The 23,980-nt window shown below is 40.8% G+C and carries 21 protein-coding genes and 1 rRNA gene; 18 read left to right on the top strand and 4 right to left on the bottom strand.

What is annotated here, in order from left to right; translation table 11 throughout:
- Nucleotides 1–9: 9 nt before the first annotated feature.
- The 12 genes from thrB to MTN96_RS21965 all read left to right on the top strand — a co-directional run bounded on the left by thrB (nucleotide 10) and on the right by MTN96_RS21965 (nucleotide 12,917).
- Nucleotides 10–945, top strand: coding sequence for a homoserine kinase (thrB, locus tag MTN96_RS22020; protein WP_069439221.1), 936 nt, complete (start codon nucleotides 10–12; stop codon nucleotides 943–945).
- An 11-nt stretch (nucleotides 946–956) separates the two neighbouring features.
- The gene (thrC, locus tag MTN96_RS22015; protein WP_036979887.1) at nucleotides 957–2,240 is read left to right on the top strand and encodes a threonine synthase; all 1,284 of its coding nucleotides are present in this window, start codon (nucleotides 957–959) and stop codon (nucleotides 2,238–2,240) included.
- Nucleotides 2,241–2,508: 268 nt separating this feature from the next.
- The gene (gene glyA / locus MTN96_RS22010; RefSeq protein WP_013464229.1) at nucleotides 2,509–3,765 is read left to right on the top strand and encodes a serine hydroxymethyltransferase; all 1,257 of its coding nucleotides are present in this window, start codon (nucleotides 2,509–2,511) and stop codon (nucleotides 3,763–3,765) included.
- Between the two features lie 107 nt (nucleotides 3,766–3,872).
- Nucleotides 3,873–4,322, top strand: a complete 450-nt coding sequence (gene nrdR, locus MTN96_RS22005; protein ID WP_010390928.1) for a transcriptional regulator NrdR — start codon at nucleotides 3,873–3,875, stop codon at nucleotides 4,320–4,322.
- Nucleotides 4,323–4,324: 2 nt separating this feature from the next.
- Nucleotides 4,325–5,452 (top strand): bifunctional diaminohydroxyphosphoribosylaminopyrimidine deaminase/5-amino-6-(5-phosphoribosylamino)uracil reductase RibD, encoded by a 1,128-nt coding sequence (gene ribD, locus MTN96_RS22000; protein WP_036979884.1) that lies wholly within the window; start codon nucleotides 4,325–4,327, stop codon nucleotides 5,450–5,452.
- Between the two features lie 24 nt (nucleotides 5,453–5,476).
- Nucleotides 5,477–6,130: a riboflavin synthase gene (locus MTN96_RS21995; RefSeq protein WP_036979881.1), complete on the top strand. Its 654-nt coding sequence runs from the start codon at nucleotides 5,477–5,479 to the stop codon at nucleotides 6,128–6,130.
- Between the two features lie 28 nt (nucleotides 6,131–6,158).
- Entirely contained in the window at nucleotides 6,159–7,271 is a 1,113-nt protein-coding gene (ribBA, locus tag MTN96_RS21990; RefSeq protein ID WP_013464232.1) for a bifunctional 3,4-dihydroxy-2-butanone-4-phosphate synthase/GTP cyclohydrolase II, read from the top strand.
- Between the two features lie 93 nt (nucleotides 7,272–7,364).
- A complete protein-coding gene (gene ribE / locus MTN96_RS21985) occupies nucleotides 7,365–7,829 on the top strand; it encodes a 6,7-dimethyl-8-ribityllumazine synthase (protein ID WP_008110216.1) in 465 nt (154 codons plus the stop codon).
- A 15-nt stretch (nucleotides 7,830–7,844) separates the two neighbouring features.
- A complete protein-coding gene (nusB, locus tag MTN96_RS21980) occupies nucleotides 7,845–8,258 on the top strand; it encodes a transcription antitermination factor NusB (protein ID WP_008110215.1) in 414 nt (137 codons plus the stop codon).
- A gap of 84 nt (nucleotides 8,259–8,342) precedes the next feature.
- Entirely contained in the window at nucleotides 8,343–9,317 is a 975-nt protein-coding gene (thiL, locus tag MTN96_RS21975; protein WP_036979878.1) for a thiamine-phosphate kinase, read from the top strand.
- Nucleotides 9,314–9,799, top strand: coding sequence for a phosphatidylglycerophosphatase A (locus tag MTN96_RS21970; protein ID WP_008110211.1), 486 nt, complete (start codon nucleotides 9,314–9,316; stop codon nucleotides 9,797–9,799). Before thiL ends, MTN96_RS21970 begins: the two co-directional genes overlap by 4 nt.
- A gap of 31 nt (nucleotides 9,800–9,830) precedes the next feature.
- A complete protein-coding gene (locus tag MTN96_RS21965) occupies nucleotides 9,831–12,917 on the top strand; it encodes a ligand-binding sensor domain-containing diguanylate cyclase (protein ID WP_069439219.1) in 3,087 nt (1,028 codons plus the stop codon).
- A gap of 62 nt (nucleotides 12,918–12,979) precedes the next feature.
- Here the strand turns inward: MTN96_RS21965 and dxs are convergent, their stop codons facing one another.
- The 3 genes from dxs to xseB form a co-directional block, all read right to left on the bottom strand.
- Complete coding sequence (gene dxs / locus MTN96_RS21960; protein WP_036979872.1) at nucleotides 12,980–14,842, bottom strand: 1-deoxy-D-xylulose-5-phosphate synthase; 1,863 nt, start codon at nucleotides 14,840–14,842, stop codon at nucleotides 12,980–12,982.
- 115 nt (nucleotides 14,843–14,957) lie between these two features.
- Nucleotides 14,958–15,845 carry a (2E,6E)-farnesyl diphosphate synthase gene (gene ispA, locus MTN96_RS21955; protein WP_248532756.1) on the bottom strand — a complete coding sequence of 296 codons (888 nt, stop codon included), beginning with the start codon at nucleotides 15,843–15,845 and terminating at the stop codon, nucleotides 14,958–14,960.
- 2 nt (nucleotides 15,846–15,847) lie between these two features.
- A complete protein-coding gene (gene xseB, locus MTN96_RS21950) occupies nucleotides 15,848–16,090 on the bottom strand; it encodes an exodeoxyribonuclease VII small subunit (protein ID WP_010390946.1) in 243 nt (80 codons plus the stop codon).
- A gap of 303 nt (nucleotides 16,091–16,393) precedes the next feature.
- Between xseB and pomA the strand changes: the two genes are divergently transcribed.
- From pomA to MTN96_RS21930, 4 genes are all read left to right on the top strand, one after another.
- Nucleotides 16,394–17,161 (top strand): flagellar motor protein PomA, encoded by a 768-nt coding sequence (gene pomA / locus MTN96_RS21945; protein WP_248532755.1) that lies wholly within the window; start codon nucleotides 16,394–16,396, stop codon nucleotides 17,159–17,161.
- Nucleotides 17,162–17,163: 2 nt separating this feature from the next.
- The gene (locus tag MTN96_RS21940; protein WP_028834921.1) at nucleotides 17,164–18,084 is read left to right on the top strand and encodes a flagellar motor protein MotB; all 921 of its coding nucleotides are present in this window, start codon (nucleotides 17,164–17,166) and stop codon (nucleotides 18,082–18,084) included.
- A gap of 147 nt (nucleotides 18,085–18,231) precedes the next feature.
- Nucleotides 18,232–18,720 carry a hypothetical protein gene (locus tag MTN96_RS21935; RefSeq protein WP_036979862.1) on the top strand — a complete coding sequence of 163 codons (489 nt, stop codon included), beginning with the start codon at nucleotides 18,232–18,234 and terminating at the stop codon, nucleotides 18,718–18,720.
- A gap of 71 nt (nucleotides 18,721–18,791) precedes the next feature.
- Nucleotides 18,792–20,726, top strand: coding sequence for a DNA topoisomerase III (locus tag MTN96_RS21930; RefSeq protein WP_248532754.1), 1,935 nt, complete (start codon nucleotides 18,792–18,794; stop codon nucleotides 20,724–20,726).
- Nucleotides 20,727–20,759: 33 nt separating this feature from the next.
- On the opposite strand, the gene MTN96_RS21925 is transcribed toward MTN96_RS21930, so the two are convergent.
- Nucleotides 20,760–22,070 (bottom strand): M20 family metallopeptidase, encoded by a 1,311-nt coding sequence (locus MTN96_RS21925; protein WP_138626145.1) that lies wholly within the window; start codon nucleotides 22,068–22,070, stop codon nucleotides 20,760–20,762.
- 109 nt (nucleotides 22,071–22,179) lie between these two features.
- Here MTN96_RS21925 and MTN96_RS21920 point away from each other — a divergent pair, with 109 nt between their 5' ends.
- Both MTN96_RS21920 and MTN96_RS21915 read left to right on the top strand, forming a co-directional pair.
- Entirely contained in the window at nucleotides 22,180–23,037 is an 858-nt protein-coding gene (locus MTN96_RS21920) for a tetratricopeptide repeat protein (protein ID WP_036979855.1), read from the top strand.
- Between the two features lie 594 nt (nucleotides 23,038–23,631).
- Nucleotides 23,632–23,980 (top strand): 16S ribosomal RNA (locus MTN96_RS21915); the annotation flags it as partial.

Below are 23,980 nucleotides of genomic sequence, written 5' to 3'. Positions count from 1 at the left end.
GAGTCAGTCATGATTGAAGTATATGCTCCGGCGTCTATTGGTAATTTTGCCGTTGGCTTTGATGCGCTGGGCGCCGCACTTGCGCCCATTGATGGCGGTTTATTAGGTGATGTGGCGATTGTTAGTGCCGCATCGAGTGATGAATTTATTTGTACAGGCGACTACGCACATAAGCTACCTAGTGATGCGCAAGAAAATTTAGCGTATCAGTGTTTAGTGCACTTTAGAGCGCATGTTGCGCCTGATATGCCTGCGGTAAAGCTCGAACTTAGGAAAAATTTGCCGATTGGTTCGGGATTAGGCTCAAGTGCCTGCTCTGTGGTGGCGACATTTGCAGCACTGGATAAATTTGCCAAAACTAATTTAAGCCAAGTAGAGCTCATTGAGCTTATGGCAGATTTTGAAGCCATTGTAAGTGGGGGGCGCCATTACGATAACATCACACCGTGTTATTTAGGCGGCTTACAGCTAACCGGTGATTTAATTCCTGATAAATCTATTGCTTTACCTGTTGATGAAAACTGGTATTACGTCGCCGCATTTCCGGGCTTTTCGCTCAATACCGCAAAAGCGCGCTCTGTTTTACCAAAAGAGCTCAGTATGCATGCCGGGGTTGAGTTTGCACAGCGTTTATCGGCGTTTAGTAGCTTACTGTTAACAGGGCGTTTTGATGATGCATTAAGCATTATGAAAGACGAAATAGCAGAGCCATACCGTGCGCCACTTATAAGCGGCTTTAGTGATGCCAAAGCAAGCTTACCAGCACTGGGTGCTGAAGTTGTGAGTATTTCAGGCGCAGGGCCAACCTTGTTTAGTGTATGTAAAACGCTTGAAGCGGCAGAGCAATGCGCGCAGTGGCTAGAGGAAAATTACATCAACGAGCAAGGCTTTTGCCATATTTGTAAATTAGATAACGACGGCACGCGTCAATTAAATGTTTTATAGGATAAAGAGTCATGCAATTACATAATTTAAAAGAATATTCACAAAAAGTGTCGTTTGTTGAAGCTGTAAAAACAGGACTAGGGCGTAATCAAGGTGTGTTTTTTCCAGAGTCGTTAGCGCCATTAAGTGATGTTGATGCATTACTAGATATGGACTTTGTTACTCGCAGCGGCAAAATTTTATCGCACCTTATTGGTGACGAGCTACCAAGTGATACTGTTGCTCAGATGGTTAAGAATGCGTTTAACTTTCCGGTTAAGCTGGTGGAAGTTGAAGATAATACCTATTGCTTAGAGTTATTTCACGGCCCAACACTGGCATTTAAAGATTTTGGTGGCCGTTTTATGGCCGAGTGCTTGGCGCAATTTAATCAAGGTGAAAAAGTCACTATTTTAACTGCAACATCGGGTGATACTGGGGCTGCCGTAGCGCATGCTTTTTATAACAAACCAAATATTGATGTCGTTATTTTATACCCTAAAGGTAAAATTTCATTAGCGCAGCAAAAGTTATTTACAACGCTTGGTGACAACATTCATTGTTATGCGATTGAGGGTAGTTTTGATGATTGCCAAGAATTGGTTAAAAAATCATTTTTAGATGAAGAGCTAAAATCGAAGTTAGGTTTAAACTCAGCAAATTCAATTAACATTAGCCGTTTAGTCGCGCAGGTGTGTTATTACTTTGAAGCCATTGCACAGCTGCCAAAAGAAAAGCGTGCTACAGCGCATATTTCAGTACCGAGTGGTAACTTTGGTAATGTGTGTGCGGCTATGATTGGCGCGGTTATTGGTATGCCTGTAGGTAAACTAAGCGCGACTACAAACCAAAACGACACAGTACCGCGCTTTATGCTTGATAAAAATTGGACGCCTAATGCGACAATTGAATCGCTTTCAAATGCAATGGATGTGAGTAAACCTAATAACTGGCCACGTGTGCAATCAATGTTAGATAATAACTGGTTTAGTTATGATAACTTTTATTCGGTGAGTGTTGATGAGCAGCAAACACAAACAGTGATGAAAAAAATTCAACAGCTTGGCTATATTGCAGAGCCTCACACCGCAATTGCTTACCAAGGTCTTGTAGAAAATAAGGCGGCAGATGCTGTGGGGATTTTTTTAGCGACTGCGCATCCGGCCAAATTTAAAGACAGCGTTGAGGATATCCTTAATGTTGAATTAGATATGCCAAAGCCGTTAGCTGATGCATTAGCAAAACCGTGTTTAGCCACGGATATGCACAACGATTATGGTATTTTGCGTACAGAATTGTTTAAAAAGCTAGCCTAAAAAAGGCAAATAATAAAAGCGGCTTAGGCCGCTTTTTTTGTTTGTTTGTGCATCGCTTTAGACATAACGCATAAGCTATATAAATGTAGTAAATAAAATTCATTTAAAATTGTTATTAGTTTATAAAAAAATATCATCATCAAAATGCTGTGAAATAGTTTCAATCCCTGTTTAAATATCCTCAACTTAAGAGCGTAGGCAAAACGTCGTTTTAAGCGTACAATAAAGCCTCTAAAAAATACCCATACACGTTGCCCAGGAGACCCCAATGTTAGAACGTAGCATGAATATTTCGGACTTTGATCCAGAGTTATTTGACGCGATGAGCAAAGAAACATCACGTCAGGAAGAACATATTGAGTTAATTGCATCTGAAAACTACTGTAGCCCACGCGTACTTGAAGCGCAGGGTTCTCAGCTGACTAACAAATACGCTGAAGGTTACCCGGGCAAACGTTACTACGGTGGCTGTGAGCACGTAGACGTGGTTGAGCAACTTGCTATTGACCGCGCAAATGAATTATTTGGTACAGATTACGCAAACGTACAGCCTCATGCCGGTTCACAAGCGAATGCTGCTGTTTTCCAAGCTCTTTTAAGTCCACTTGACACTGTATTAGGCATGAGCCTAGCGCACGGTGGTCACTTAACACATGGCTCACACGTAAACTTCTCTGGTAAAACATACAACGCAATTCAGTATGGCCTTAACGAAGAAACTGGCGAAATTGATTACGCACAAGTTGAAGCGTTAGCACTTGAGCACAAACCAAAAATGATCATTGCTGGTTTTTCTGCATACTCAGGTATTGTTGATTGGGCTAAGTTCCGTGAAATTGCAGACAAAGTAGGTGCTTACTTATTTGTTGATATGGCGCACGTTGCAGGTTTAATTGCTGCGGGTGTTTACCCAAGCCCAGTGCCATTTGCTCACGTTGTAACAACCACAACACACAAAACATTAGCGGGTCCTCGCGGTGGTTTAATCATCTCTGCGTGTGGCGATGAAGAAATTTACAAAAAGCTAAACAGCGCTGTTTTCCCAGGTGGCCAAGGTGGTCCTTTATGTCATGTTATTGCTGCTAAAGCGGTTGCATTTAAAGAAGCACTTCAACCTGAGTTTAAAACATACCAAGCACAAGTTGTTAAAAATGCACAAGCAATGGTTGCGGTATTACAAGAGCGCGGCTACAAAGTAGTATCGGGTAAAACTGATAACCACTTATTCTTACTTGACTTAATCGACAAAGATATCACAGGTAAAGATGCAGATGCTGCCCTAGGTAATGCGAATATCACGGTTAACAAAAACTCAGTACCGAACGATCCACGTTCACCATTTGTTACCTCTGGTCTGCGTATTGGTTCACCAGCAATCACTCGTCGTGGCTTTAAAGAAGCTGAATCAAAAGAGTTAGCGGGCTGGATCTGTGATGTACTAGACAACATCGAAGATGAGTCAGTACAAGCGCAAGTAAAAGAAAAAGTGAAAGCAATTTGTGCAAAATTACCTGTTTACGCTTAATCCAAGAGTAAAATAGTAATTTAGATCACAACTGCACACATTTTTGTTATGATAATGGCCGCTATGATAGCGGCCATTTTTTGTTTTTAAAACGGAAACACACAGTTATGCATTGCCCTTTTTGCACCGCCAAAGATACTAAAGTTATTGATTCTCGCCTTGTAGGTGGAGGACACCAAGTACGTAGACGTCGTGAATGTAATGAATGCCACGAACGATTTACCACCTTTGAAGGGGCTGAATTAGTGATGCCACGGGTCATAAAGCAAGATGGCAGCCGCGAACCGTTTAATGAAGATAAGTTACTAAATGGCTTAACTCGCGCCCTCGAAAAACGCCCCGTAAGCACTGAGCAAGTTGACGAAGTGGTTAATATTATTAAGTCGCAGTTACGTGCCACTGGCGAACGCGAAGTGTCTAGCCATTTGGTGGGTGAGTGCATTATGGAAGCGCTTAAAAAGTTAGATAAAGTGGCCTATGTAAGATTTGCCTCTGTATATCGCTCGTTTGAAGATATACGCGAATTTGGTGAAGAAATAGCCCGCTTAGGAGAATAGTAATGAGCATGCAAAGTTCGTTTTCAGAGGATGATAAACGCTACATGGCTCGCGCTATTGAACTGGCAAAAAAAGGGCGCTTTACCACCACTCCTAATCCTAATGTTGGCTGCGTACTCGTAAAAAATAATAAAGTAATAGGTGAAGGGTTTCATCAGTTAGCGGGTCAAGGTCACGCAGAGGTAAACGCTCTGGCTATGGCTGGTGAAAATGCAAAAGGCGCAACCGCTTATGTAACACTTGAGCCTTGCAGTCATTATGGTCGAACACCGCCATGTGCTGAAGGGCTAAAAGCAGCAGGTGTTAAAAAAGTGATCGCTGCTATGGTTGACAGCAACCCGCAAGTTGCAGGCAAAGGTCTGAAAATTTTAGCGGATGCTGGTATAGAAGTCGCTTACGGGTTACTTGAAGCGCAAGCTCGCGCATTAAACCTTGGGTTTTTTAAGCGCATGGAGCAGGGATTACCCTTTGTGACTTGCAAAATGGCCGCAAGTATAGATGGTAAAACGGCGCTTAAAAACGGGCAAAGTAAATGGATCACTGGCCCCGCAGCGCGCCAAGATGTGCAACTATACCGAGCACAAAGCTGTGCAATTTTAACCGGTGCCGATACGGTATTAATGGATGATGCAAAATTAAATGTGCGCCCAGAAGAGTTACCGTATTCTTTACCAACTGATTTACCACTGCGCCAACCGGTTCGCGTTGTTATTGACTCACAAAATAGGCTTACCCCTGATCTTGCCTTATTTTCAATTCAAAGTGAGGTGATAATATTTACCACCAAGGTTGATAAATCGCATCAGTGGCCTCATTTTGTTAAACAGATTGAAGTACCTGAAAATAATAATAAAGTAGATTTACTGGCCGTGTTAAATACGCTAGCCCAATTGCAGTTTAATAATGTGTGGCTAGAGGCCGGAGCAACACTGGCTGGCAAAATGACAGAACTTGATTTAATTGATGAGTTTGTTTTTTACATTGCCCCTAAATTAATGGGCTGCGATGCTAAAAGTTTACTGAATTTCCCAGAGTTAATGAGTATGCAAAATACCATTAATTTAACTTTTAATGAGTGTGTGTCAATTGGTGATGATTTACGTATCACAGCACTAAAAAAAGCTCATTAATCATTTTATATAAAGAGTAGTACTATGTTTACTGGAATAGTTGAAGCGACAGGTAAAATTGCGTTATTACAAAAAAAACAAGGTGATTTAGCTATTCGTATCCAAAGTAAAAACCTTGATATGAGTGATGTTAAGTTAGGTGACAGTATTGCAACTAATGGTGTCTGCCTGACGGTTGTTGATAAGCATATTGATGGCTTTAGTGCTGACTTATCAAATGAAACGATTAGCTTAACGGGATTTGCACATTACGCATTAGGGCAAACCGTTAATCTAGAAAAGGCGATGCAACCTGTTTCGCGCCTCGGTGGTCATTTAGTATCTGGCCATGTAGATGGTATTGCTACTATCACAGCGATTAATGCCAATGCGCGAGCAACAGAATATTGGTTAGCCACCGATGAAAATTTAATGAAATACATTCCTTACAAAGGGTCGGTTTGTATTGATGGTATTAGCCTGACGGTTAATGCGGTTGAAGGTAATAAATTTAAACTGACGATTGTGCCCCACACCAGCGAGCAAACGACCATAGCTGACTTTAAAGTTGGCACCCAGGTTAATTTAGAGGTCGACCAAATAGCACGTTATTTAGAGCGCCTAGTTAGAGGGGCTGACCAACCTTCGGGTTCAGATATTTCGATGAGCTTACTCGCTAAAGCGGGCTTTATAAAATAACGATATTGACAACTTATACGAGCAACTTATGAATTTAAACAGCGCACAAGAAATAATTGATGACATTAAAGCCGGTAAAATGGTTATTTTAATGGATGATGAAGACAGAGAAAATGAAGGCGATTTAATTATTGCTGCTGAACACATTAGTGCAGAAGCGATTAACTTTATGGCGACTCATGGCCGTGGACTAATTTGTTTAACGATGACTCAAGAGCGTTGCTCGCAGCTTGATTTACCATTAATGGTAAAAAATAATGGTGCCGCATTCTCAACTAATTTCACCATGTCAATTGAAGCATCAAAAGGGGTCACCACAGGTATTTCTGCAGCGGATCGTGCTCGCACTGTTCAAGCTGCCATTGCGAAAGGCGCTGTGCCAAGCGATATTGTACAACCAGGTCATATTTTTCCTATTATGGCGCAACCAGGCGGCGTGTTAACACGTGCAGGGCATACAGAAGCGGGGTGTGACTTAGCGCGTTTAGCAGGGCTTGAGCCATCATCAGTGATTGTAGAAATCCTAAATGAAGATGGCACCATGGCGCGTCGTCCTGATTTAGAAGTATTTGCTAAGCAACATGATATTAAAATTGGCACCATTGCTGATTTAATCGAGTACCGCAACCTAAACGAAACCACAATTGAGCAAGTTGCAAAATGTAAATTGCCAACTGAACATGGTGAGTTTGACTTAGTGACTTACAAAGACACCATTGATGGGCAGTTACACTATGCATTGCTTAAAGGTGAAATAAAACAACAAGAACCGACCTTAGTACGTGTGCATTTACAAAGTACTTTTAACGATATTTTACTCTCTGATCGCAATGCTGACCGTAGTTGGGGTTTATCGCAAGCAATGGCTTATATTGCTGAGCATAATGGCGCCTTAGTTATTTTAGGTAAGCAAGAAAGCACTGAAGAGTTAGAAGCCACAGTAAAAGCGTTTGCCGCAGCTGATGCGGGTGAAAATGTGACGCCACGTAAATTTCAAGGTACTTCGCGCACCGTAGGTGTGGGTTCGCAAATTCTGGCTGATTTAGGTATTCAAAAAATGCGTTTGATGAGTTTACCTAAAAAATACCATGCATTATCAGGGTTCCATTTAGAAGTGGTTGACTACGTAGAGCCACAATAATTACGCGCTAGGTTATTATTTTATTTATGTGGTATAATGCGCATCAATTTTTGCGCAACCGAAATCGCTTAAACTTATTTTTAGGGTTATCAAATGAAAATTATTGAAGGTAATAAATACGCTCCAGGCAAAAAGTTTGCCATTGTCATTTCTCGTTTTAATGACTTTATTGGTAGTAGCTTGCTTGCAGGTGCTGTTGATGAGCTAAAACGTACTGGTGGAGTATCAGAAGACGATATTACCGTGATTTACGTACCCGGTGCGGTTGAATTACCTTTGGCAGCGAAACGCGTTGCAGCAAAAAAAGAATATGATGCAATTATCGCCTTAGGTGTAGTGATCAGAGGGGGCACGCCTCACTTTGATCTCGTCGCTGGCGAGTCAAATAAAGGGCTTGCACAAGTATCGCTTGAGTATGATATCCCGGTTGCATTTGGCGTATTAACCACTGAAAGCATTGAGCAAGCAATTGAGCGCGCAGGTACCAAAATGGGTAACAAAGGCGGCGAAGCTGCTTTAGGTGCGCTTGAAATGGTTAATGTGTTAGATAAAATTTAAGTTTAAGGAATTTTTGTGAAACCAGCAGCAAGACGTAAAGCACGTATCTTAGCACTTCAAGCCGTGTATTCATGGCAATTAAGCGGCAATGCGATTGCCGATATCGAACAACAAATGTTGATCGAAAACGATGTGACTAAAATTGATGTTGAATATTTTAAAGATTTAGCGCGTGGAGTTGCCGTAAATCATAAGCAACTAGACGAAGCTGTATCGCCTCATTTAACTCGTCCATTTGATGAATTAGACGAAGTTGAACGTGCAATCTTACGTTTAAGCAGCTACGAGCTTAAATTTCGTGAAGATGTTCCTTACAAAGTGGCTATCAATGAAAGCATTGAATTAGCGAAAATGTTTGGCGCTGAAGATAGCCATAAATTTGTAAACGGTGTACTTGATAAAGCTGTAAAACAGTTACGCAAGTCATAACAACTTAAGCTGCATATTAATTTCAGTGAGTTGTTATAAATAACCGTTAAAAAGGAGAGCCGGCATAGGTCGGCTTTTTTGTGTATGAAGGAATTTGAATTAATTAATCACTACTTTAAAGGTCGCGGTATCACTCGTCGCGATGTTAATTTAGGGATTGGAGATGACTGTGCGCTTGTCACAGTACCAGCAAACTGCCAGCTTGCTATAACAACAGATACCTTAGTTGCTGGGGTGCATTTTTTTCATGATATCTCTCCTCGCGCATTAGGGCATCGAGCTCTGGCAGTAAATTTAAGTGATTTAGCTGCCATGGGTGCAGAGCCTACATGGGTATCGGTTGCACTCACGTTGCCAAGTATCGATCCACAATGGATTGCAGAGCTGACTGACGGCATGCATGAAATTGCTGAGTACTTTAATGTACAAATTATTGGTGGCGATACGACTCAAGGCCCACTCAGTATTACTATTTGTGCAAAAGGCACGGTTCCTGAAGGTAAAGCACTGTGTCGAAGTGGCGCAAAAGTGGGCGACTGGATTTTTGTAACCGGACCGCTAGGTGATGCTGGTTTGGCAATTGAGTCAAAAAAACAAGGTTTGCCAGTTGCACCTGAACATTTAAAGCATATTAATAAATGTTTAAACTTTCCAACGCCACGCGTGGCCGCCGGACAAGCTTTGCGTGGCTTAGCGTCATCAGCGATTGATATTTCAGACGGTTTACTTGCTGACTTAGGGCACATTTTGGATTTGTCACAGGTCAGTGCAACAATCAATATTGAAAATGTACCTACTTCTGATGCGATGCAAGCGAGTCTTGATTTTGAGCAACAGCTTCCTTTTATACTCAACTATGGCGATGACTATGAACTACTTTACACTGTCCCAGACAGTAATAAGAGTATGCTCGATATTAAGTTGCGCCAATACGGTGTAGAAGCAACCTGTATCGGCCAAATCAAAAGTGGTGACGGGAATATAGAATTATTACACCAAGGTGAAAAGTTTGTTTTTGAGCACAAAGGCTTTGAGCACTTTTCCAAGGAGCAGGTTTGAATAAAAACCGATTATTTAATTTAAAACGCCCACATCAATTTTTTGGTTTGGGTTTTGGTACTGGGCTTGCACCAAAAGCACCTGGTACATTTGGCACATTGGCAGCATTACCGTTTATTTTTATTACCATGCATTTTCCGCTATGGTTACAAATTGTATTTGCAGTAGTCATAAGTATCTTTGGTATTTGGGCATGTGGAAAAACAGCCGATGACCTTCAAGTACATGATCATCCTGCAATTGTTTGGGACGAAGTTGCTGGTTACTATATTACTATGATTGGCGCAGCACTTAACTGGCAAACATTACTGGTTGGCTTTTTACTGTTTCGCTTTTTTGATATAGCAAAGCCAGGGCCTATTCGCATACTCGATAAACGTGCCCATGGTGGGTTTGGTATTATGGCCGATGATGTACTTGCAGGTATTTTTTCGCTTATTTGTTTGCAAGCATTGATAAAAGTAGGTTTACTACCCTTTTAATTTATTATTTGTTTAACTAGGTGGCAGCACTATGATGCGATTTTTATTGGTTTGTGTACTCTTGATGTGTGCCATGCCAAGTACGGCTTCAATTACTGATTACGTAGTTAAACAATGGAACATTAAAGACGGACTTCCCTCACAATCCCTCAAAAGTGTGGTGCAAGATAACCAAGGCTACATGTGGCTTGGTACGCAATTCGGATTAAGCCGATTTGATGGTAACACTTTTACTAATTACAACACTCAAAATAGTCTGTTTTTACCCAGCAATGGCATCAATAAATTACTGATTGATGGCCAAGGACTATTATGGATAGGCACGAAAAACGGCCTCGTTGTTATAGACCCAGAAAAGCTAACCGCACAAGAGTTTAATATTAAAGGCCCTGTTAGAGATATTCTTGAAGACTCTAAAGGCAGTATTTGGATAGCAGCTAATGGGCTTTATTACATAGACAGAGGCCAGATAGAGCTGCGCGACCAGCTAAACAATCCGAGCCCTATCGTAAATGCCACAGCTATCACCCAAATTGTGGGATCGGTCAGTAAAATGGCGCTTTCACCTGAGGGAATTTGGCTGGTTAACGACCGTAATTTATTACGTTTAACGCAAAGCTCGTCTGACTTTTCTAAATTACGCTTAGAACTAACCGCTAAAGTGGCTCTGCCTGATCGTTTAGCGCAAACCATTGTTCACGACTTATCCTTTTTAAATGGCAATTTATATCTTGCTTCTGAGCTAGGCGCTTACTTTTTAGATTTAGATGATGAGCTACGCCCATTTCCGCTGCCTAACGCTAACAACTCAGCCGTTTATAAGTTTATGAGTGATGGCAATGGTGGCCTGTGGGTATCGACTTATGGGCGCTTATTGTTCAGAGGGAAATCGGATGATTGGCAATGGGTTGAGCCCAGTCAATTAGATCAAAGTATTTGGTTTGCCGATATATTTAGAGATGATGAAAATAATATATGGTTAGCGAGTTTTAGTGAGGGACTTTGGCTTGCTCACGAAGGGCGAATAGAGCGCCATTCAGCCATTTCTAAAATGACCGAAGCGGTTATGGCCATTAGTAAATCACCAGATGGTAAGTTATGGATTGCCAACAAAAGCGGCGTAGGCTATTTCGATGCCGATAAAACGTTTATCAATGTCATTAACAGTACCAAGTATGGTAACGCCTCAGTACATGACTTACAGTTTGACGGCAATCGTCTTTATGTTGCCACTGGTAGAGGTTTGTTTTTCTACGAGTCGAATACCTTATATAGTTTTCCTGCCCGTGCGTTGAGTGATAATCCTGTATTTGCTATTAGTACGTCGACTAAAGGCGGCTTTTGGGTGGGCACTGGGCGAGGCTTATATCGTTTAAATTACAATGGCTTAAACCCTTTTGCGTACAATGCTTTTTTAGGCAGTAAGTTTGTAACCTATGTTTTAGATAAACCAAATTTTGGCGTGATTGGTACCAGTAAAGGGGCGTATTACTTTACTGAACGCGGGATAGAAAAAATAGGCGACCAAACCACTTTGGAAAGTGCGTACGTGACTAGCATTTTACACATTAAAGGTGTGGGGATTTTAATTGGCTCGCTTAACGATGGCTTGTTTTATCGCAGTGGACAAGGGCAGTGGCAGCAATTAGATGCCGCCAATGGGCTGCCATACGGTTCTATATTTAGTCTTGAATACGATGATACTACAAAACGTATTTGGGTAAGCACCATGAAAGGGGTTTATCGCATGCCGGTTGAGCAATTCAAAGCCAACATTGAAAGCCTAAAAGTGGAGGAAGTGATCTCTTCATTTGATCGACAGCTCGATGGTAAAGCAAGTCAATGCTGTAATGGTTTAGGCCATGATGCGGTGGTTGATATGGATAATTCAATTTGGTATCCCAGCTTGCAAGGTGTTGTAGAAATTCCTAAAGACGTAGAATTATTTGGACTGCGTTCACTTAAACCAACTATAGAAACTTTAACCACGCCATCACGAAAACTTACTGCGGCTGCGTTAGGTAAAAAGCCAGTACTTAAAACTGACGAGCGTGATGTAACGCTTACCTATACCGCCATCGATTACTATGCACCTGCAAGTATAGAGTTTAGGTATAAACTCAATGGGCTTGATAATGATTGGCGCTATGCAAATACCCGCCGAGAAGCAATTTACACTAACTTACCAGCAGGTATGTTTTTATTTGAATTAGAGACAAAACGTCAAGGTGAAGATTGGGGTAAAGCGCAATCGGCCGAATACGCTTTTGTGGTGCCTGAACGATTTGGTGAAACTATATATTTTAGATTACTGATCACCAGTGGTTTTGTGTTGCTCTTTTATTTGGTGTTTTGGGTATTTAAAGTTCAAGAGCGACGTAAGCAGCAAGTTCTTGAGGGGCTTATTACTGAGCGAACCCTTGAGCTTCGCCAAGCAAACGATAAATTAAACCAAGTAAACTCTCAGCTTAAGCTTGTTAGTCACTCTGATGAGCTAACAGGGCTGAGAAGTCGCCGTTTTTTGTTTGATCAACTACCAAAAGATATTGAGCATTTTCAGCGTAACTCGCAGTCATTGCAGGCTCAAGGTAAATCGTTGGTATTGTTAATTATTAATTTAGATAACTTTAGCCGCATTAACGATGCCTATGGCCCTATTGCCGGAGATAGCTGTTTACAACAAGTAGCGGCATTACTTAACTCGCGTACCCAAGGTTCTGATTATGTTGCCCGTTGGAGTGGTGATGAGTTTTTACTGTTATTGCGCGATTTTAAATGTAATTTAATCGACAGCTATGTATCTGAATTATGCCAAGCAATTGCTGATTATTCGTTTCAGCTTCCTAACGGTGAAACAACCAATATAACAGCGTCAGTCGGGTGGTCGTTCTATCCTTTACCTCTTTTAGGTGGGCAAGTTATTAGCTGGGAAACATCAATTAATCTAGCTGACATAGCATTACATCAAGTTAAAAAACGCGGCGGCGATGGCGTCGCTAATATTACCTTTGACGAGCAATTAGATGCATTTGAGTTTGAGCAAAACCCCAATGTTGAACAGCAAATTGGTTTGTTACAAAGCAATGGTCTAGCCGACATTAAGGTGTGGATGCGCTAGAGATTATAGATGAGCAATAAAAAAGGAGCCAATGGCTCCTTTTTTATTAAACACTATAAGTATTAGCTCATAAATGCTTTAATTGAAGTTAAAATACCATGTTCACCTAACCCCATTTCATCGTGCATTTGCTGTTGTGTGCCATGTTTAATGAATTCATCAGGAATACCTAAGTTAAGCACTTTTACATCGGCTTTAATGCTCGCTAAATATTCATTAACTGCAGAGCCTGCACCGCCCGCAATCGCGTTATCTTCAAGGGTTACAATAATATCGTTATCATTAATCAGCTCATCAATTAATGCCGTATCAAGTGGCTTAATAAATCGCATGTTTACTAATGTAGCATTGAGCTCATTAGTGGCAAGTTGTGCGTTTTCAAGCAAGGTACCAAATGACAATATAGCCACTTTAGTACCTTTTTTAATTACATTCGCTTTACCAATTTCTAGCTTTTGCATAGTACTTTGAATGTCTGCTGAGCCTGCACTACCACGCGGGTAACGAACAGCAACAGGACAATTAGCTTGATAGCCTGTATAAAGCATATGACGGCATTCGTTAGTATCACTTGGGGCCATAATGACCATGTTAGGTATACAGCGCATAAAGCTTAAGTCGTAGGCGCCTTGATGGGTTTCACCATCGGCTCCAACAATACCGGCGCGGTCTATAGCAAATAATACCGGTAGGTTTTGCAGTGCAACGTCGTGAATTAGTTGATCGTACGCGCGTTGTAAAAAGCTAGAATAGATAGCCACAACGGGCTTTAAGCCCTCACAGGCAAAACCTGCAGCAAGAGTAACGGCGTGTTGTTCTGCTATCGCTACGTCAAAGTATTGTTCTGGATACACTTTAGAAAAACGTACCATACCTGAACCTTCACGCATAGCTGGCGTGATTGCCATGAGTTTACTGTCTTGCTCGGCCATGTCACAAAGCCAATCACCAAACACATTTGAGAAAGTCGCCGCACCTGGCTTAGATTTTGGTAAGCTTGATGTTGCAGGATCAAATTTTGGTACGCCATGATAACCAATCGGATCGGCTTCGGCAGGCTTATAACCTTTGCCTTTTTGGGTTTTTATATGTAAAAGCTGTGGGCCTTTTAAGTTACGCATATTGCGCAGCGTATCAACCAACATATTCACATCATGTCCATCAATTGGGCCAATGTAATTTAGACCTAATTCTTCAAAAAAAGTACCCGGGATCATCATCCCTTTAATATGTTCTTCCATACGGCTGGCAAGCTCTTTTACCGGCGGTACACCAGAGAGCAGCTTTTTACTGCCTTCGCGGATGTTGGTATAAAAGCTACCTGATAAAATACGCGCAAAATGATTGGTTAACGCACCGACGTTTTCAGATATCGACATTTCGTTATCGTTCAAAATGATCAGCATGTCTGATTTAACATCGCCAAGGTGGTTCATTGCTTCAAAGGCCATACCCGCAGTAATTGCGCCATCGCCGATTACCGCGACTGTTTTACGCCCTTTGCCTTCTTTTTGCGCAGCAATGGACATACCCAGCGCCGCAGAAATTGAGGTACTTGAATGGCCAACACTAAAGGTATCGTATTCACTTTCATCTCTAAAAGGGAAAGGGTGCAATCCGTCTTTTTGGCGAATGGTATGCATTTGGTCACGGCGGCCAGTCAGTATTTTATGCGGATAAGCTTGATGGCCCACATCCCAGACCAAACGGTCATCGGGTGTGTTGTATACATAATGTAATGCAACGGTAAGTTCTACGGTTCCTAAACCAGACGCTAAATGACCGCTACTTTGCGATACCGAATTGACTAAATAGTCACGCAATTCATGGCTAAATGCAGGAAGCTTATCTTGTGCTAACTCTCGCAAGTGGGCTGGTTCGTTCACCAAATCAAGTAATGGATACTTGCTGCTATCAAGTGTCATGGTTTTTTATATATCCTTCGCTAATATTAACCCTCCTCAAAACAAACGAGGTTTAAAAGGCGACTTAATATTCAGTAATAATTTTGTTCTAAGATTTAATACGGTTTAGCCATGTTTAATGGTCACGTTCAATTAAATAGTTTGCCAATGCCGCTAAATCTGTTGTGTCTGCGTCAATGTTAGCTAATGCCTCATGGGCTTGTTGTATTAAATTTTGTGCTTTTTGCTTAGCGCCTAGCATACCTAATAAAGCGGGGTATGTCGCTTTATTCGCTGCAATATCTGACCCTTGTGGCTTGCCTAAAGTAAGCGTATCGCCCTCAACATCTAAAATATCGTCATGAACCTGAAATGCAAGCCCTATAGCGTATCCAAAAGTTGATAAGTTATCTAAAGTTTGTTGGCTCGTATTAGGAGCACACAGTGCACCAAGAGTAATCGCACAATTTATTAGCGCACCGGTTTTAAGTTTATGAATACGTTCTAACTCATCAACAGTAATAACCTTATCGGTTGCTGCAATATCACGGCCTTGTCCGGCAACCATACCTTGTAACCCCGAAGCATGCGCTAATGCTGCGATCATTTTTAATTGTGCTTCAGTCGAGCATGTAAATTTATGCTTGGCAATAAGTTCAAATGCTAAAGTTTGCAGTGCATCTCCAGCTAAAATCGCTTGTGCTTCACCGTATACAATATGGCAAGTAGGGCGACCACGGCGTAAGTCGTCATCATCCATCGCAGGTAAATCGTCATGCACTAATGAATAACTATGAATGCATTCAATGGCTGCTGCCAGCACATCTAAATCACGTTTTTCAGCACCGAGCATTTTGCCTGTGGTATAAACCAAAAAAGGGCGTAATCTCTTCCCGCCATTCATTAGACTGTAATGTGTGGCTTCTTTTATGGTGTTGTCGCTTTCAAGTGGTTGTTCGAAATAAATGTTGAGTGTATTGACTACATCATCTTGAGCGAGCTTTATTTGTTCTTTTATGCTCACAATTATTCCAAATCGTTATCAAACTGAGTAAGCGGTGCTTTTTCGTCATTACCCATTAATATCGACACCTTTTGCTCAGCTTGTTGAAGTTTACCTGAAGATGCGCTCGCAAGTGCAATACCTCGCTCAAATTGCTTTAAAGACTGTTCAAGCGATAAATCACCTTGTTCCATTTCACTGACAATTGTTGTTAGCTCTTCTAGTGCTTGTTCGAAACTTAAATTTTCAGGTTTTTTAGTCGCCATCTTTATTTTCAACTTACATAATAAATTTAGACGCCAATTTTAGGGGGAATGCTAAACTAGGTCAAAGAATGATATTGTTTTTTGATAGATAAATGCTGTTGATTGGGTTTTATTGCGTTTCAACGTTATTTTTTAAAATTATTAATTTTGATTAATTAGGTTGATTACCTATGTTGATCTAAAATAGGACTAATCGTAATTTTACCGTTTATCATAAAAATCACTTAAGTATTTCAGTATCTTGCCGATAAACAATTAATAACAACGCTTGCGAAGAAAAAATATAAAACCTTTGGAGGGAATGTGGATTTAGCAACCATTATTGGGATCCTTGGCGCAATTGGCTTAATTGTCATGTCCATGTTTATGAGTAGTAGCGGTGAAGTCGCTATGTTTTACAATACCCCTTCTGTGGTTATCGTATTTGGTGGTTCCCTTTTTATCGTTTTATCTAATTTTACCATGTCGCAATTTCTTGGCATTGGTAAAGTATGTGCAAAAGCGTTTATGTTTAAAATTGAGTCTCCTGAAGCGTTAATTGAAAAGGCGGTTGAGCTAGCAGATTCTGCCCGAAAAGGCGGGTTTTTAGCCTTAGAAGAAGCTGAAATTCCAAATCCATTCATGCGCAAAGGCGTTGATATGCTCGTGGATGGGCATGATGCGGATGTAGTGCGTGCAACATTACAAAAAGATATTTCCCTGACGACGACTCGTCATGAAATGGGCGCAAGCTTATTTAAGTCGCTAGGTGATATTGCTCCCGCAATGGGGATGATCGGTACGTTGATAGGCTTAGTGGCTATGCTCTCGAACATGGATGATCCAAAAGCAATCGGACCTGCAATGGCGGTAGCCTTGTTAACAACGTTGTATGGGGCATTTTTGGCGAATGTTGTCGCCATTCCTATTCAGGTAAAACTTGAACTGCGTAAAGACGAAGAGGCCATGAATCAGCGCTTAATTTTAGATGCGGTATTAGGCATCCAAGATGGCCAAAACCCTAAAGTAATTGAAGGGATTTTGAAAAATTATCTAGCTGAATCAAAACGCGCAGTCAATACTGAGGAATAATTATGTCAGATGAAGAGTGCAAATGCCCACCTCCAGGGTTACCTGCATGGATGGGGACATTTGCCGATTTAATGTCGCTATTAATGTGCTTTTTTGTACTTTTACTCGCATTTTCTGAAATGGATGTACTTAAATTTAAACAAATTGCGGGCTCAATGAAGTTTGCTTTTGGTGTACAAAATAAAATAGAGGTAAAAGACATTCCAAAAGGGACATCTGTTATTGCTATGGAGTTTACGCCGGGTAAACCTGAGCCAACTCCTATAGAAACCATTCAGCAACAAACGGTTGAAATGACTCAACAAATGCTTGAGTTTCAGGCGGGAGATGAAAGCTCCGCAGGTGGACGTCAAGAGCAACGTGGTGAAAAGCGAGGTGGTGAATCAAGCAGTACCTCAGAGGAAGTTGCTGCAGCTACGGCAGTGTCTGCTGCTGATCAAGAGCAAATAAATGACTTAGTTAAAAAAATTGCGCAACAGCTTGAAAAACAAATTATTGATGGGGCTATTGAGCTTGAATCTTTAGGGCAGCAAATCATAATTCGTATTAGAGAAAATGGCTCGTTTCCATCGGGGAGTGCATTTTTACAACCACAATTTAAACCTATCATTCAAGATATTGGCCGATTACTTAAAGATGTACCCGGTGAAATTACGGTGTCTGGTCATACGGATGATTTTCAGGTATCCAACGAGCTTTACATTAATAACTGGGATTTATCCTCTAAACGCGCAGTTGCGGTAGCGAGTGAATTACAAAAAGTTCCAGGTTTTGATAAAACCAGAATGATGGTGGTAGGGCGTGCAGAAACACGACCTTTAGTACCTAATGATTCCCGCGAAGATCGCAGACGCAATCGCCGTGTAGAAATATCTATTTTACAAGGTAAGGCAAAAGAGTCAGCGCCAATTGATGTAAGATAGAATGACTTGGCTATGTACCTTTTTTAGCGTAGAGTGCAACATTATTAACAAATGTAATGGGGCGAATATGTTGACTAAGTATTGTAGTATGCCTGGTAACGGCGATGGAACTGATGAAGATACAAAAGTTAAGTAAGGTTATTTAGTTTGCCTGAATGGTTTTTGTATTTTGTAAGTATATTAAGTAAAAGCTGGGTTCTTATTTTGAGTCCGGCTATTTTTATATTCTTTATCCTCAAAGATTATTTAGCTCTTAGGTTCGTTGTTATTACCGCCGCTTTTTTCTTATTTGGCACTGTGACCTACTCAAGTTTAATGGCGTTTGATGATGGTATTTATATATACCGTTACCTTGTATGGGCATTAACAGATATTACTTGGATGGCCCTTATTGCTTATTGGGGTCTTAAAGATAAAGTGCATTTGTGGCAATGTGTACTTGGCCAACTTGTGGTTATTGCTGCCCCTATTCTGCAATTGTTTCGTTTAGTAGATCGCCATCTTTGGGATTTATCGTATAGTACTGTTATGTATCAAACATTTATGCCCTTAATAAATATCGCTACTGTTGTTATATGTTATCTACCGCTTTTATATATTTTTGTTAATAAGCGAAATAAAGCTTTAAGCTTATAACGACAAAAATACCCCTCGTTTAAAATGATGTGCTAGACTACTGTTTATATGAACAGTGTTAGAGCTATGTTATGAAACTTTATATTGCTGAAAAACCCTCTTTGGGTCGCGCTATTGCAGACGCACTTCCTAAACCGCATAAAAAGCATGATGGCTATATTGAAGTGGCAAATGGTGATTGCGTATCTTGGTGCATAGGTCATTTGCTCGAGCAAGCAGAACCCGATGATTATGATGAGCGTTTTAAAAAGTGGCAGTTTGAACATTTACCTATTGTGCCTGAGCATTGGCAACTTAAAGCAAAGCCTAAAACTCGTAAACAACTCACTATTTTAAAAAAGCTAATCAAAAGAGCAACAACACTTGTACATGCTGGCGATCCTGACCGTGAAGGCCAATTATTAGTTGATGAAGTTATAGAACAAGCAAAAATCAGCCAAGCAAAAAAACAAAATATTCAGCGTTTATTGATCAGTGACTTAAACTTAACGGCAGTTAAAAAGTCAATAAATAGTATGCGTGCTAACCGTGATTTTATCCCTTTAAGTGTATCTGCTTTAGCACGGTCTCGTGCTGATTGGTTGTTTGGTATGAATTTAACGCGAGCTTATACGCTAGCTGGGCAAAAAGCGGGCTTTGGTAATGTGTTGTCGGTTGGGCGAGTACAAACACCTATTTTAGGTTTAGTTGTAAATCGTGATAATGAAATCGCAAATTTTGTATCCAAACCATTTTATGAAGTACTTGCTCATCTTGTTACACCTGAGCAGCAATCATTTACTGCTAAGTGGATACCGAGTAAAGCGTGCGAACCATATCAAGATGAAGAGGGCAGAGTACTTAATAGAGCCTTAGCCGAAAATGTGACTTCACGCATTGCTAATCAGCCCGCAAATGTAACAGCGCTTGAGCAAAAGCAAAAAAAACAAACCGCGCCTCTTCCTTATAACTTATCTGCTTTACAAATAGATGCTGCTAAAGCTTTTGGGATGCCAGCACAAAAAGTACTCGATATTTGCCAAGTTTTATATGAACGTCATAAATTAATTACCTACCCACGCTCAGATAACCGTTACTTACCGAGAGAGCATCACCAAGATGCACCTGCTATTTTAAAAGCGATAGCCGTAAATGGTGGGCAGTCAGTAGAGCTGGTAAATGAGGCAAATGCAAAACAACGAAGTAAATGTTTTAACGATTCAAAAGTGGCCGCTCATCACGCCATAGTACCGACAGCTAAACAGTTAAAAAGTGTGAGTTTAGCCAATGATGAAGCAAAAATTTATCAGTTAATAAGTCGACACTATTTAATTCAGTTTTATCCCGACTACATATATAACGAAAGCAAAGTAGAGGTAACCATAGCCGGTGGTTTATTTAAAGCAAGTGCAAAGCAAGATGTAAGCTTAGGTTTTAAATTGCTCATCGGTAAGTCGGAACTCAAAGAAGAAGCTACATTACCTTATTTAGAAAAAGGCATGGCACTTACTTGTACTAAAGGTGAAGTGGTGCAAAAGCATACATCTCCTCCGGCTCATTTTACCGATGCAACCTTACTTGCTGCTATGACGGGAATTAGCCGTTATGTAAAAGACCTGCAAATCAAAAAAATATTAAAAGAAACAGATGGCCTCGGTACAGAAGCAACGCGTGCAGGCATTATTGAGCTGTTATTTAAACGTCGCTTTTTAAAACGTGAGGGAAAAGCAATTAAAGCAACTGAAACAGGTCTGGCATTAATTAGTGTATTACCAGAGGGATTATCAAGCCCCGACTTAACTGCAAAATGGGAGTCTAGTTTAGGTGATATTGCACAGCAAGCAATGAGTTATCAGCAGTTTATACAACCTTTATTAGCCGATTTAACTAATTTTGTAAGCCAAGCGGCGAACTGCAATAGTCAGGCATTTGCACTGTTACCTAAAACGTCACCTAAAAAGCGCTTTGCCAAACGTACAAAAAAAGCGCCGTATAAAAAGTCGAGTTATAAAAAAGCCCTACGGTAAATTAATCGCAGGGCTTACATATAGCGTTGAAGGTTACTGATTGAATAGTGCCACAGCGGCGTTACTCATAGCCTTTATTCCTGTAGGCAGTGCTACTTTATAATCAGGCGCAAATTTACTTGAATGTAACGAGGGCAGTGTTTCGTTATTTTTTATTGCCTTGGCGTACTGCTGTTGGTTAACGCCACCTAGCCAAAATAAGGTGATAGGAATATTTTCGTCGGTGCGCCCGTATAATCCAAAGTCTTCACCGGCCATTACCGCTTCTGTTTCGAGCACGTTTGCATCACCTATCGCACTTTTTATAGCGTTTCGAACAAGATTAGTTTGTACTGGGTTATTGTAAGTTGATGGAATTGATTCATCTTCATGAACTTTCACTACAGGGTAAAGAGATTCCTCAAGGCCTGCACTTTGTGCTATACCTGCAGTAATACGTTTAATTGCCGCTATTTGTGCGTTACGTATATCTGGATTGTAGCTGCGTAGCGTAAGTTGCAACTTAACTTCATCAGAAATAACATTGTGTTTAGAGCCACCATGAATGGAACCCACCGTTATCACTGAAGGTTCAAGTGGAGAAAGCTCTCGACTAGTAATTGTTTGTAGTGCAAGTATTGTTCGAGCTGCGATGATCACAGGGTCAATAGTTGTATGCGGGTAAGCACCGTGGCCACCTTTTCCTTTTATACTAATATCGACAGAATCAACACTGGCCATGGTGTATTCATTTTTCATTGCCACCTTACCCGCAGCAACATTAGCGCTTACATGCAAAGCAATAATATGATCAGGTTTAGCGTATTTGCTAAATAATCCTTCCTTGAGCATTGCTTTTGCACCACCGCCTACTTCTTCAGCGGGTTGAGCAACCATCATTAAAGTACCTTGCCACTGATTTTTATGCATAATTAATTGCTCTGCAGTGCCAATAAAAGAGCTCATATGAATATCATGACCACAGCCATGCATAACGCCAACTTCACTACCTTGATCATTAATTGTGGTAATAGTTGATGCGTAAGTTTTGCCTGTTTGCTCTGTTATAGGCAGGCCATCAGTATCAGTTCTGATCATGACGGTAGGGCCTTGACCATTTTTGTAAATTCCGACTACACCATAACCACCTACATTATCGGTTACGTCAAACCCTAATTTCTGAAGTCGTTCAGCGATTTTTTTACCTGTTTGCTTTTCCTTATATGACAATTCAGGTGATTGATGTAGGTCTAAGTAAAGTTTTTCTATTGCCGGCATGCTGGTATCAAGATTCAACTTAAGTGCTTGCGCATTCAATAATGGGCTGACTAATAAACACAATGCACTTACATACGCTAATTTCATATTTCCCTCACTACCTTCAATTGTATTTAAATGATTTAAACAGATGACTTGTAATTATTATCTTCATCACCATATAAAAACCTAAATAGATGAACATGGCAATAATTCAATGAGTAATATAGTTAGTCTTAACGCACAAAACCTTCAGCAAGTATTGGGTGAAACATCACAACAAAAGTTAGTACTACTTAACTTTTTTTCTCCACAAAGCCCAGAGTGTATTAGCCAAGCAGCTATCTTAGATAAGTTAGCTGCTGAATACAGCAACTATATAGTAGTCGCAAACTTAGACTGCGATGCAGAGCAGGCACTTGCCTCTCAACTTGCCCAACAAGTTGGATTGCAAACCTTACCTACTTTAGTGTTATTAAAAGACTCAGCTCCAGTTGATGTATTAGCGGGTGCTCAAACAGAAAGCCAAGTTCGTGATGCATTATCTAAACATTTACCTGCGCAACAAGACCTTTTATTAGAGCAAGCCAAGCAAGCACTTATTAATAGTGATTTAAATGCCGCGTTTAATCATGCTAAGCAAGCGTATGAATTAGATAGTCGTAATGCGAGAATTAAATTAGTGCTTGCAGATATATGTATACAGATTCACAAACTAGATGAAGCCGCTGCGTTAATAGAAACAATAGATGTAAAAGAGCAAGATGCATACTTTAATAATATTAAGGCAAAATGTGAGGCCGCATTAGAGGCAACCGATTCACCTGAAATAAAAGCATTGCAAGAAAGAGTAGCCAAGCATCCCAATGAGCTTGAATTACAAATGGAACTTAGTAACCTACTCAATGAAGCAGGAAGGAAAGAAGAAGCATTAGAAGCACTCTTTACTATCCTTAAAAAAGATCTTAACTATGATGAAGCCAAACCAAACTTCTTAGCAATAATCGCCTCTTTACCTGACGGCGATGCATTAGCCGCTAAATATCGCCGCAAGCTCTATAGTATTTTATATTAACGGCTAATTAGAACCTTTATAAAAGCATCTAACTAAAGATGCTTTTTTGTTTTCTACATTTAAAAGAGGATAAATGCAGGGTTATCCACAGGGTTTTGTGGGTAACGTGTGTGTCTAGGTGGGGTATCTTTGGGGTAACAATTAAATGCAAAAAAGCGTTTAAAAACGCTTGCGTTAAAATCGATTCTCCCTATAATGCGACCCCACTGAGACGGGGAACGCCAACGCATAGCGAGGCACGAGCTACTCAGTGAGTCGAGTAAAACTTAGTTTCGAAAACTTTCAAGTTTAACAAAATTAAGTGTTGACAAAAAAATAGGAAAGCGTAATATGCGCAGCCCTAGCGAGGTAAAGTTTAACGCTTTAATCGCAACGTTCTTTAACAATATAAAGCAATCATCTGTGTGGGCACTCGTACAGATTGAGTTCTAACAGCCAAGCTACTTAGGTAGTGAGGCAAACAAATTTAGAGTCTCAATTGAAACTGAGTGACCAACAGCAATAAATTTATTTATTGCAGCACAGTCAATTCAATATCGAAAGATATTAAATAAATTCAGAATTCATTGAGCTGTCGAAAGACATAAAACTTTTTAATTGAAGAGTTTGATCATGGCTCAGATTGAACGCTGGCGGCAGGCCTAACACATGCAAGTCGAGCGGTAACAGAAAGTAGCTTGCTACTTTGCTGACGAGCGGCGGACGGGTGAGTAATGCTTGGGAACATGCCTTGAGGTGGGGGACAACAGTTGGAAACGACTGCTAATACCGCATAATGTCTACGGACCAAAGGGGGCTTCGGCTCTCGCCTTTAGATTGGCCCAAGTGGGATTAGCTAGTTGGTGAGGTAATGGCTCACCAAGGCGACGATCCCTAGCTGGTTTGAGAGGATGATCAGCCACACTGGGACTGAGACACGGCCCAGACTCCTACGGGAGGCAGC

It is taken from the genome of Pseudoalteromonas sp. 2CM28B (genome assembly GCF_023161935.1).
Note: the sequence above shows the minus strand (reverse complement) of the source record. Positions and strands in the feature narration are given on the sequence as shown.

Bases quoted from the DNA above. Each gene is read 5' to 3' on its own strand.
- thrB (WP_069439221.1), top strand. From the start codon at position 10: ATGATTGAAGTATATGCTCCGGCGTCTATTGGTAATTTTGCCGTTGGC.
- thrC (WP_036979887.1), top strand. From the start codon at position 957: ATGCAATTACATAATTTAAAAGAATATTCACAAAAAGTGTCGTTTGTT.
- glyA (WP_013464229.1), top strand. From the start codon at position 2,509: ATGTTAGAACGTAGCATGAATATTTCGGACTTTGATCCAGAGTTATTT.
- nrdR (WP_010390928.1), top strand. From the start codon at position 3,873: ATGCATTGCCCTTTTTGCACCGCCAAAGATACTAAAGTTATTGATTCT.
- ribD (WP_036979884.1), top strand. From the start codon at position 4,325: ATGAGCATGCAAAGTTCGTTTTCAGAGGATGATAAACGCTACATGGCT.
- MTN96_RS21995 (WP_036979881.1), top strand. From the start codon at position 5,477: ATGTTTACTGGAATAGTTGAAGCGACAGGTAAAATTGCGTTATTACAA.
- ribBA (WP_013464232.1), top strand. From the start codon at position 6,159: ATGAATTTAAACAGCGCACAAGAAATAATTGATGACATTAAAGCCGGT.
- ribE (WP_008110216.1), top strand. From the start codon at position 7,365: ATGAAAATTATTGAAGGTAATAAATACGCTCCAGGCAAAAAGTTTGCC.
- thiL (WP_036979878.1), top strand. From the start codon at position 8,343: ATGAAGGAATTTGAATTAATTAATCACTACTTTAAAGGTCGCGGTATC.
- MTN96_RS21965 (WP_069439219.1), top strand. From the start codon at position 9,831: ATGATGCGATTTTTATTGGTTTGTGTACTCTTGATGTGTGCCATGCCA.
- dxs (WP_036979872.1), bottom strand. From the start codon at position 14,842: ATGACACTTGATAGCAGCAAGTATCCATTACTTGATTTGGTGAACGAA.
- xseB (WP_010390946.1), bottom strand. From the start codon at position 16,090: ATGGCGACTAAAAAACCTGAAAATTTAAGTTTCGAACAAGCACTAGAA.
- MTN96_RS21940 (WP_028834921.1), top strand. From the start codon at position 17,164: ATGTCAGATGAAGAGTGCAAATGCCCACCTCCAGGGTTACCTGCATGG.
- MTN96_RS21930 (WP_248532754.1), top strand. From the start codon at position 18,792: ATGAAACTTTATATTGCTGAAAAACCCTCTTTGGGTCGCGCTATTGCA.
- MTN96_RS21925 (WP_138626145.1), bottom strand. From the start codon at position 22,070: ATGAAATTAGCGTATGTAAGTGCATTGTGTTTATTAGTCAGCCCATTA.
- MTN96_RS21920 (WP_036979855.1), top strand. From the start codon at position 22,180: ATGAGTAATATAGTTAGTCTTAACGCACAAAACCTTCAGCAAGTATTG.